11 protein-coding genes are annotated in these 10236 nt (G+C 59.0%); 5 read left to right on the top strand and 6 right to left on the bottom strand.

Annotated elements, in window-relative coordinates; genetic code table 11:
* Nucleotides 1-8: 8 nt before the first annotated feature.
* The 3 genes from KGA81_RS22655 to KGA81_RS22665 all read right to left on the bottom strand — a co-directional run bounded on the left by KGA81_RS22655 (nucleotide 9) and on the right by KGA81_RS22665 (nucleotide 4098).
* A complete protein-coding gene (locus KGA81_RS22655) occupies nucleotides 9-2489 on the bottom strand; it encodes a fimbria/pilus outer membrane usher protein (protein WP_223548633.1) in 2481 nt (826 codons plus the stop codon).
* Between the two features lie 109 nt (nucleotides 2490-2598).
* Entirely contained in the window at nucleotides 2599-3315 is a 717-nt protein-coding gene (locus KGA81_RS22660; RefSeq protein ID WP_223548635.1) for a fimbria/pilus chaperone family protein, read from the bottom strand.
* A gap of 156 nt (nucleotides 3316-3471) precedes the next feature.
* On the bottom strand, nucleotides 3472-4098 hold the full coding sequence (locus tag KGA81_RS22665) for a DUF1120 domain-containing protein (RefSeq protein WP_223548637.1): 627 nt from the start codon (nucleotides 4096-4098) through the stop codon (nucleotides 3472-3474).
* 383 nt (nucleotides 4099-4481) lie between these two features.
* On the opposite strand from KGA81_RS22665, the gene KGA81_RS22670 reads away from it, so the two are divergent.
* The 4 genes from KGA81_RS22670 (at nucleotide 4482) to KGA81_RS22685 (ending at nucleotide 7070) form a co-directional block, all read left to right on the top strand.
* Nucleotides 4482-5108 (top strand): response regulator, encoded by a 627-nt coding sequence (locus KGA81_RS22670; protein WP_223548656.1) that lies wholly within the window; start codon nucleotides 4482-4484, stop codon nucleotides 5106-5108.
* Between the two features lie 106 nt (nucleotides 5109-5214).
* On the top strand, nucleotides 5215-5685 hold the full coding sequence (locus tag KGA81_RS22675) for a nuclear transport factor 2 family protein (protein ID WP_223548639.1): 471 nt from the start codon (nucleotides 5215-5217) through the stop codon (nucleotides 5683-5685).
* 40 nt (nucleotides 5686-5725) lie between these two features.
* A complete protein-coding gene (locus KGA81_RS22680) occupies nucleotides 5726-6046 on the top strand; it encodes a GIY-YIG nuclease family protein (protein ID WP_223548641.1) in 321 nt (106 codons plus the stop codon).
* Nucleotides 6047-6134: 88 nt separating this feature from the next.
* Nucleotides 6135-7070, top strand: a complete 936-nt coding sequence (locus KGA81_RS22685) for a glutathione S-transferase family protein (RefSeq protein ID WP_223548643.1) — start codon at nucleotides 6135-6137, stop codon at nucleotides 7068-7070.
* A 46-nt stretch (nucleotides 7071-7116) separates the two neighbouring features.
* On the opposite strand, the gene KGA81_RS22690 is transcribed toward KGA81_RS22685, so the two are convergent.
* Nucleotides 7117-7467 carry a glutaredoxin family protein gene (locus KGA81_RS22690; RefSeq protein ID WP_223548645.1) on the bottom strand — a complete coding sequence of 117 codons (351 nt, stop codon included), beginning with the start codon at nucleotides 7465-7467 and terminating at the stop codon, nucleotides 7117-7119.
* Complete coding sequence (yejK, locus tag KGA81_RS22695; protein WP_007972706.1) at nucleotides 7467-8471, bottom strand: nucleoid-associated protein YejK; 1005 nt, start codon at nucleotides 8469-8471, stop codon at nucleotides 7467-7469. The genes KGA81_RS22690 and yejK overlap by 1 nt, the downstream gene beginning before the upstream one ends.
* A gap of 396 nt (nucleotides 8472-8867) precedes the next feature.
* Between yejK and KGA81_RS22700 the strand changes: the two genes are divergently transcribed.
* Nucleotides 8868-9149 (top strand): HU family DNA-binding protein, encoded by a 282-nt coding sequence (locus KGA81_RS22700; RefSeq protein ID WP_007905514.1) that lies wholly within the window; start codon nucleotides 8868-8870, stop codon nucleotides 9147-9149.
* Nucleotides 9150-9215: 66 nt separating this feature from the next.
* Here the strand turns inward: KGA81_RS22700 and rlmF are convergent.
* The coding region (rlmF, locus tag KGA81_RS22705) for a 23S rRNA (adenine(1618)-N(6))-methyltransferase RlmF (protein ID WP_223548647.1) at nucleotides 9216-10236 on the bottom strand (1021 nt) is incomplete at its 5' end.

Below are 10236 nucleotides of genomic sequence, written 5' to 3' on the forward strand. Positions count from 1 at the left end.
AGTCATCCTTATGGCGTGCGGCATTGGGCGAGGGCGGTTTCGAAGTACGCCTGGGCGTCGGCCTTGGCCGGCAACTCGAAGTGCAGTTCACAGCGATCCATGCCAGGTGCGGTTATCCACAGGGTGGGAGTCGCTAGGACATTGGGCAGAAACACCAGCCCGCCTTCCTGTGCAAGCGTGACGAATTCGTCATCACCGGTGCTCACCGTTGCGCCACGGGGCAGCGATGCGCCGTTGTCCAGAGTGACTTTGAGCAAGGCGCGGCGAGTCTGAATGACCCCGAACTCGACCTTGTCGACGGCGCCGCGCCCGGCGGATATCACCGCCAGGCCGTTGTTGATATCGAGATTGCGCGGCAGCGAGCGGGTGTCGACTTCCACCGGGTTGCGGCCATAGGCCGTCACGTGAGGAACCACGGCTCGACCTTGCCAATCGGTCCACACCGGGCCGCTGGGGGTGGAGACTTTGATGGCGGCGGCATCGCCTACCGACAGCAACGCGAAGGTGTCGCGCACGGGATAAGGAGACAGTGTCAGGCCATCGCCATGCAACACCGCCCCACCGCGTGCTCCCACCTGGTAACTGGGGCGCTCGGCATCAGTGCGGGTATAGCTCACGTCCAGCTGACTGTAGCGTGGCAGGATAGAAACACCGGCGGAAGACTGCACTTGTCTGTCGCGACTGTCATGCTCAACGCCGACCCGGTAACTCAAGTGATCGTTGAGTTGTTCGTTCAAACCCACACCGCTGCGATATTCGCCGGCAGAGCTGCGAACCCAGGTTCGCCCCCGACGGTTTTCACCCAACGGAATGCTGAGGTTCAGATAGGCACTGTCATCGATATGCCGGGTGCCGCTGACTTGCCATTGCACCGTGGCCGAGACCGATACACCACCGATGAGGGTGCCCCAGGATGCCATGGCGCGGCTGCTGCTTTGTCCGTCGAAGGACGTTGAGCGGCTGAGGCTGGCGCTGAGTGCACCAGTCCCGGGAGGCGACCAGGACAGCCCCAGGTTTTGTTGGTCGCGATAACGGGACCGGTTGCGCGACTCGGTTTCGAGCACCGCTTGCGACAGTTCGCGATAACCGAAGGTCCGGTGGGACGTCCCGGCATTCATCGACCATTGTTCACCCAAGCGATGCGACAGGTTCAAATCGGCCTGAATGCCTTTTCCCGGGTGGCCGGAGCTGGCTTCGGAGGTTTGCAGGGTTGTCTGCAGCTGTGTGCCGGTCCAGGGCAGCAAGCCCACGCCTGCGCCCATTGCTCGATAATCCGCGGCCCCCGTGGCGCCCGTGCTGAGCATGACGTGGGGATTCAATGCCCCGCTCCAGCTGCCGCTGATCAGCCAGGGATCGTTGGTCTGTGTATCGCCTGGCTGACGTAGCTGGCCGGCTGTCAGCGAAAAGCCAGGCGCCGGGAGGTCCATCCCGAGCAGAGACGCCGGGACGGTAAAGCGCTGCTCGCTGCCAGTGGTTTCCTTGACCACGACCTCGACATCGGAACGACTGTCGAGACGCTGAACGTTGCTCAGGGAGAAGGGGCCCGCGGGCACCACGGTCGAGTGGATCAGCGACCCGTTCTGCCAAATTTCGATCTGGGCCTGGCCGTGGGCAATGCCTTCGATGGGCCTGCCTTGGATTTCGGTCTGCAGCGCCTGCTCGGTCATCAGTTGCACGCCGGTAATCTGCGCAGTGGCCAGTACCGGGTTATAGAGGTTGATCTGACCGGCCTGAAGCACCGCTTGATGAGCGGTGAAGGTACGTTGGGCGTACGCCGCCAGGTGACTGGTGCGGGACACATCGTTCTGCCAGGTCTGCACCTGGCGGCTGCGAACGATCCAGTCGCCGGCGTTGAAACCGACTTCGGTGTTGGCCGACAGGAAGCGATTCGATTGGCTACCGTAATGGCTGTATAGGCTGTTGACGTCATAGTTGAGCAGTCCGGCGAAGCCACCGGTCTGATAACCCGAGAAGTCCCGGACCTTTGCACGCATGGCGTCCGTGGGCACGATCAATGACAGACCGAGATTGGCGGGGTCCTGTTCGATCAGGGTTTGCGGCCAAGTACCGAGAACGTCAAAACAACGAGGGTCGTTGGTGGAGGCGGTGGGCTCGCTCAGGTTTGCCGCATCAAGCAAGGCGTGGTCAAAGCACAAGTCGCCCTCATTGTTGAACGTAACGTCTACGCGTCCCTGGCGCTGACCATTGACGGTGAGTGTGATCGGATGGTGGCCCGCGGCGAATCGCGGGGCGTTCAGCAGTTGGGTCGCCAGCGCCGGATCGATACCGCGCTGGACCAGCGTCTTCTGGTCGAACGAGGTCAGTAACGAAGCACTGCCGGGATCTTCGGCGCGAGCGTCGAGCACCATCAGCATGTTGGTCATCAGCAACACCACGCCGGTGCACAGCGGCGGCAGTCGAGGACGAGTGTCGGCACGCCTGAAAGCAGGCATGGCTTCGCCGCCACGGTATTTCAGTACAGTGTTCATGGGGTTCACTTGGGTTGACCTGTGCGCTGGCCTGGACCACTACGGCATCAGGTTCGCGTTGGAACATCAGCGCCCGCTTTTCCCGGTTGGGGCTATCGGTGTTCCGGTTCTAAGGGGTGATCGGGGCGTCGTAGGGCGGCACTGCAAAGCCGTAGACGGTCGCCGGTTGAAGGCGTACCTGGGTGGCGGTTCTTGCTGGCACCGACACGCTGATCCGGTCACCGGGCAACAGGTAGGTTCGCGGCAGCATTGCGGGGTCCCCGGAAGGCAGCATCTGTATTTCCTGAGCCAGGCGTACGACGTAAGGTGTCTGGTTGCTCACGGTCAGTTGGCCATCCTGCAGCGTCCATCGCAGGTCGGTCCACGGAGTGCGGTTAGGCGCCAGGCCAGCGGGGTGAAGGATGACCGGCAGGTTCTGGCGCACCGTTACACCCACCCGGGCATGCCCGGCTTCGGCAGCTGGCTTGCCTTGGGGGATGCCTTCAAAGATCACGCGTTTCAACCGCTGGGTGAGCAGGGGCTTTTCCGATTGCAGGATGAAGCGGATCAACTGGGTCCTGGACGGTTCAACCCGGGCCAGCGGTGGCGTCACGAACACCAGGGGCTCGGTGTCTTCTGGAATGTTTTCAAGGGTGACGTGCAGCAACACCAGGCTGTCATCGGTATTGGTCACGGATACGGATGCCTCACCGTTGGCCTCGTTGACGATCACCACGGAGGTGTCGGGAACCATGCCGTCGGCTTGAGCCAGCTGGGGCAGGAACCATGCAAGTGCACCGACACCGAAGGGGATCATATGGCGTGCGAATTTTAAAAACATCGTCATGACGTGCCTTATTGATGGTCACGAAAAAAGGTCGCTGACATGGGCCGTACTCGTGAATCACCGATAGCGCGAGAGGCAGAAGCGAGGACTTTGGCGGGAACCCTTCAGAGCACGGACAACGGCTGGAGTCAGCCGTTGTCCGAAGACACTATCGAGTTACAGGTAGATGATCTGCAGGGTTGCCGAACCATCGATTTTCTGTTCGTCGGTTAGCGTAAGGCCGTTGGCCGGGGCGATGGCGGTCAAGAGCAAAATGTCCACGACGACATCTTGAACATCGTGGGGCGCGGTGACGCCTGTCTTGGTGTTGCCGAATGAAAGCAGGTCATCAGGTTGAAGCGCGGAGTTGGCAAGTTCAAGCCAGGTTTGGCCGTTGTCCTGAGACTGAATCGCCAGCGAAGGAACGTTTGCGACCGGATTCTGGTAGTGCAAAAAATAACGCCCGAGCTTTTCATTGCCGTTGATCAGGCCTAATCCGAAGGCGCCGGCAGTAGACGAGGTGCCGGCCCTGTTGTCGACGGGAACAATTGCAAATCGCACAGGTGCGTCGCAGCTCACGGTCAGTTGGAGGGTTCTGTCTTGAAACTGGGTGTGGGTGTCCTGATTCAGATCCTTTGCGGAGATTTTCCCATAATCCACAACACCACCACCGGACAGGCTCGGTGTGCAGGCTGCCGGTGTAATCACGCCCGTGACGGTCAGGTCGGTGCTGGAGCTGCCGTAAGCGAACGAAGTCACGCTAAAGAGTAATGCAGTGCCTAGGGTCATCAGTGTCTTGTTCATGTATTCACTCGTTCTTGAAAAAAGTTGGATGAGGTGACGGTGGGTCCGGCACAACGCCGGTGCAGACAAACTGCTTGATAGGCGCAACTTAGCGAGAAGGGTGTTTGGGAGGAATGCAACAAATACGAAAAGGGATGGCTGTTTGTATTCAAGGATGTTGCGACTACAAAAAGCATTCTTTCGGAGTGCGGTCAGGAGATAGTCTTTCTCTGTAGCCTGGTGCGCGAAACGATGTAGGCCGTTTCTGTTGTTTGCTGGGTAAAAAGCCCCGGCCCCTGAATACATTGAGGAAAGTCAAAACGAGGCTTTTTAGGGGCGTTGTGGAGGGCGCAGAACGACGCTATTTTCCGAATCTTCCAGCCACAAGTAGGAGGATTCCCACGGTGCGAGTCGTAATTGCAGATGACCATTCCGTCGTTCGCATCGGTCTGCGGATACTCGTCAATGCCAGCCGGCAATGTGAAATTGTGGGAGAGGCTGATGGTGCGGACAGCCTGATGAGCCTGCTTGCAGAAACGCCCTGTGATTTGCTGATTACCGATTTCGCCATGCCGGGCGGGCAGCACGCCGATGGTTTGAAAATGCTGAATACGATTCAGCGACGCTACCCGACATTGCCGATCATTCTGGTGACGATGTTTACCAGTATGACAACGGCGAAGGCGGCGTTGGCTCAAGGAGTATCGGGCATCGTCGCCAAAGCCGACTCGGCAACCGAACTGTCCCTGGCGATCAACGCGGTGTGTGACGGACGACGCTACCTCAGTGAGCGTTTGCGCACGCTGCTGGCCAATACGAGCAGTCAGTTGCTCGAATCGCGACTGTCGGCCAAAGAGCATGAAGTGGTCCGGATGCTGGCCAGCGGCATGACCGTCAGCGAAATCGCCAGCCACTTCAAACGCAGCGTCTCAACCATCAGCAAACAAAAAAACATGGCCATGCTCAGGCTGGGCATCTCTACGGATGTCGATCTTTTCTCCTATGCCCGTGACAGCGGAATATCGCCCTAGCCTAGTGGTAGATTGGCAGTCCTGATATTTTCGTGGCGAATGCCAATAGTGTTCAGCGCATTTACGGATTATCGTGCAGGCATTCTCAATTTTACGGAGCTTGTGCATGAGTGACGCCAACAGCGCATTGATTACCCGGTTCTATCAAGCGTTTCAGCGGCTGGATGCCGAGGCCATGAGCGCCTGCTATACCGATGACGTGGTGTTCAGTGATCCGGCGTTCGGCGAGCTTCGCGGTCGCGATGCCGGTGACATGTGGCGCATGCTGACCACTCGGGCCAAAGATTTTTCCCTGACGTTCGACCATGTTCACGCCGATGAGCGCACCGGCGGTTCCCACTGGGTCGCGACCTATCTGTTCAGCCAGACCGGCAACATCGTGATCAACGATATCCAGGCGCGTTTCGTCTTTCGTGATGGCAAGATCTGTGAGCATCATGACCGTTTTGATCTGTGGGCCTGGTCGCGTCAGGCGCTGGGTTTCAAAGGTCTGTTGCTGGGCTGGACGCCACTGGTGCGCAACGCTGTTCGCGCCCAGGCATTGAAGGGGCTGAAGGCATTCCAGGCCAGTCGCTGATAAGATCCCGGCCTGTTTTTCCTCAAGCCCGGACCGTTACGTGACCACCCTCAGCGAAAGCCCTGTCGACACCGACACCTGCGCGAGCAAAACCTGGTTCGTCTACCTCGTTCGCGCGGCCAACGGTTCGCTCTATTGTGGGATCAGCGATGATCCCTTGCGGCGCTTCGCCAAGCATCAAAGCGGCAAGGGCGCACGATTCTTTCTCTCCAGCCCGGCCATGGCCCTGGTCTACACCGAACGCTGTCGCGACAAAAGCGATGCGTTGCGTCAGGAACGGCTGATCAAAAAACTCAAGAAGAGTGCCAAGGAATGCCTGGTGGCGAACGCGGCGAGCGCCGACTCTGGCTTATCACTCTGAATGATCGGTTCCCATCAGGCAGATCTGTAGGCTGCCAGCTGATTGCGCGCTAAGCTGCTGGTTCCTGATTCTTGCGGCGGAGCCGAGCATGTCCGAGTTGATTCTGCATCATTACCCGACGTCCCCCTTTGCCGAGAAGGCCCGCCTGTTGCTGGGCTTCAAGGGCTTGTCCTGGCGCTCGGTGAAGATCCCGCCAGTGATGCCCAAACCGGATCTCACGGCGCTGACCGGTGGCTATCGCAAGACACCGGTGTTGCAGGTCGGTGCAGATATCTATTGCGATACGGCATTGATTGCCCGGCGACTGGAGCAGGAAAAAGCCTTGCCGGCGTTTTTCCCTGAGGGTCAAGAAATGATCACCGCGTCATTTGCAGCCTGGGCCGACTCAGTGGTGTTCCAGCATGCGGTCAGCCTGGTGTTCCAGCCGGAGTCGATAGCGGTGCGTTTTGGCAATTTATCGCCGGAAGCGATCAAGGCGTTTCTGGCTGACCGTGCCGGTTTGTTCAGTGGCGGCAGCGCGACAAAACTGTCCGCCGAGCAGGCCAGGCATCAGTGGCCAACGATCATGTCGCGGCTGGAGCAACAGTTGCAGCGCGAAGAAGGCGATTACCTGTTTGGCGAGCCGTCGATTGCCGACTTCGCCTTGGCTCATTCACTGTGGTTTCTCAAGGCGACGCCGGTCACGGCCCCCCTGGTCGATGCTTATCCGGCGGTTACCGCCTGGCATGCGAGGGTTATGGGCTTCGGTCATGGTGCGTCCAGCGAGATGAGCTCCGAGGAGGCTCTGGCAGTGGCGCGCACGTCCACGCCAGCGGCATTGCCGGATGAGCAGTTCGTCGATCCCAATGGATTCAAGGCGGGGCAACAGGTAGTGATCGCGGCCACGGACTATGGCGTTGATCCGGTCGTGGGAGAGCTGCTGTTTGCCGGCAGCGAAGAACTGATTGTGCGTCGCAAGGACGAGCGTGGCGGCGTGGTGCATGTGCACTTCCCGCGCTTTGGATTTCGTATCGAAGCGCAGTAAGCCCAAATCCTGCAGGAGCTGGCAAGCCAGCTCCTGCAAGGTGGGGTTACTTCAACGCTGCCAGAATCGCATCCGGGTCATACCCGCGAATCAGGGTTCCGTTCACATCGATGATCGGAATGCCACCACCGCCCAGTGCCTGATAGTCCCCGCGCGCGACGGCATCCTTCTCGATATCGAATTCCTTGTACGCAATGCCTTTCTGATCGAGAAAGCGCCGGGTCAGTTTGCAGTAACCACACCATTCGGTGGCGTAGAGCACGACGTTGGCCTGGGCCTGTGTCTGTTCCGATACGACTTGCGAAGGATTGAACACCCGCTCGAGCTTGCCCCAGTTCTGGTAAGCCGCGACCACCAGCAGGATCAGCAGGAATTTTTTCAGCATGCCGCCGAGCATCAGTTGCGACGCTTCAACTGATCGGTGAGCGAAGTGGGCAGGCCCTTGATGATCAACGTGCCGGCCTCTTCGTCGTACTCGATCTTCGATCCCAGCAGGTGCGCTTCGAAACTGATCGACAGGCCTTCGGCGCGGCCGGTGAAACGACGGAACTGGTTCAGAGTGCGTTTATCAGCCGGGATTTCCGGCGACAGGCCGTAATCCTTATTGCGGATGTGATCGTAGAAAGCCTTCGGGCGTTCTTCGTCGATCAGTCCCGACAACTCTTCCAGACCCATTGGTTCGCCGAGTTTGGCCTGGCTGCTGGCGTAATCCACCAGGGTCTTGGTCTTCTCGCGGGCGTCGTCTTCCGGCAGGTCTTCGCTTTCGACGAAATCACTGAAGGCTTTGAGCAGGGTGCGGGTTTCACCGGGACCGTCGACACCTTCCTGGCAGCCAATGAAGTCGCGGAAATACTCCGAAACCTTTTTGCCATTCTTGCCTTTGATGAACGAAATGTACTGTTTGGATTGTTTGTTGTTCTGCCACTCGGACACGTTGATCCGCGCCGCCAGGTGCAACTGGCCAAGGTCCAGGTGACGGGACGGGGTCACGTCCAGTTCGTCGGTCACGGCCACGCCTTCACTGTGGTGCAGCAGGGCGATGGCCAGGTAGTCGGTCATGCCTTGTTGATAGTGCGCGAACAGCACGTGGCCGCCGACCGACAGGTTTGACTCTTCCATCAGTTTTTGCAGGTGCTCGACCGCCACTCGGCTGAATGCGGTGAAATCCTGGCTACCCTCCAGGTATTCCTTCAGCCAGCCGCTGAACGGGAACGCGCCGGATTCCGGATGGAACAGGCCCCAGGCTTTACCCTGTTTGGCGTTATAGCTTTCGTTGAGGTCGGCGAGCATGTTCTCGATGGCCGCGGACTCAGCCAGTTCAGAGTCACGGGCGTGAAGAACCGCAGGTGTGCCGTCGGGTTTTTTGTCGATCAGGTGGACGATGCAATGACGGATCGGCATGGGCTTCTCGGCTGAATGAAGAGAGGAGGGCGTGCTCCCCCGAAAAAGCGCCCAGTGTACCGCAACCACTGGTTTTGGCGCGGTGCGAAGGGTAATTGGCGGGTGACCGGCGGCGCTTAGGGGGTTTTTTCATGTTTTAGCGCAATAAAGCTGACCAAATGGGTAGCTAGAGGCGGATATTTCCACGTCTGTGTGCTAGTTTTGCCCGGTCTTGCGCGAAGTCACTGCGTTAAGCCTGCAGTCAGCTTTTGTCAGGTCGAACCAAACCCTGATTTCGGTATCTATAACCCCGATCCCGAGGTTATTTCGCCGAGGGTGCCAGATCCAGAAGATCGGGCTCGATGGCTGACATTGCACTCTGCAATCCATATGAATTTGATAGGGAAGGAACACTAAATGGCTCTTACTAAAGACCAACTGATCGCCGACATCGCTGAAGCTATCGACGCGCCGAAAACCACCGCGCGTAACGCTCTGGACCAACTGGGCCAAATCGTTGCCGATCAGCTGGAAAACGGCGGCGAAATCACTTTGCCAGGCATCGGCAAACTGAAAGTGACTGAGCGCCCTGCCCGTACTGGCCGTAACCCTTCGACTGGCGCTGCCATCGAAATCGCTGCCAAGAAAGTGATCAAGCTGGTTGTGGCCAAAGGCCTGACCGACGCTGTCAACAAGTAAGACTTGTTAAAAAACCGTGCACCGGAGCGATCCGGGCACGGTTTTTTTGTGGGCGCGATAAAGCGCTCACTGCGCTGAAGCGGTGCTCCATCGTGCCTGGCGCCAGGCCTGTTGCTGCGCTTTGGTCTGGAAGGTCCAGGCGACGAAGCGGCTCTGCTTCTGTCCTTGGGACATTTCCACTACCTGACTCTCCAGGGCGCCGGCCTTTTTCAGGGCGGTCTGGATCGCCGGCAGGTTCGACGCCTTTGATACCAACGTGCTGAACCACAGCACCTGCTGAGCGACCTGCACGCTTTCGCTGACCAATTGGGTTACGAAGCGTACTTCACCGCCTTCGCACCACAACTCGGCCGACTGGCCGCCAAAGTTCAGCACCGGCAGCTTGCGTTTCGGATCGGCTTTGCCCAGGGCGCGCCATTTGCGTGTGCTGCCCCGTGTGGCCTCGTCCAGAGAGGCGTGGAATGGCGGGTTGCACATGGTCAGGTCGAACCGCTCTGCGCTCTCCAGCAAGCCTGTGAGGATCTGCTTGGGGTTGCTCTGCTGGCGTACCTGGATCGCTTTGTTCAAGCCATTGGATTGAATGATGGCCTTCGCCGCGGCAATGGCGGTCGCATCGATATCGGAACCAAGGAACTGCCAGCGATAGTCGCTGTAACCGATCAGCGGATACACGCAGTTGGCACCCATGCCGATGTCCAGCACCTTCACGGCGGCGCCCCGGGGGATCACACCGTCATTGCTGATGGCCAGCAGGTCGGCGAGGAAGTGCACGTAATCGGCACGGCCTGGCACCGGTGGGCACAAGTAGTCGGCCGGAATGTCCCAGTGAGCGATGCCATAGAACGACTTGAGCAGCGCCCGGTTGAACACCCGTACGGCGTCGGGGCTGGCGAAGTCGATGCTTTCCTTGCCGTACGGATTGATGATCACGAATTTCTTCAATTCCGGGGCGCTTTTGATCAGCGCCGGAAAGTCGTAGCGACCCTGATGGCGATTGCGCGGGTGCAGGCTGGCCTTTTCCTTCGGGGCGACGGCCGCGGCCGGGGTCTTCGGGGCAGGCTTTTTGCGCGCAGGCTTGGGGGGGCGG

The organism is Pseudomonas sp. A-B-19 (assembly GCF_019947515.1).
In the GTDB taxonomy this organism is placed as follows: Bacteria; Pseudomonadota; Gammaproteobacteria; order Pseudomonadales; family Pseudomonadaceae; genus Aquipseudomonas.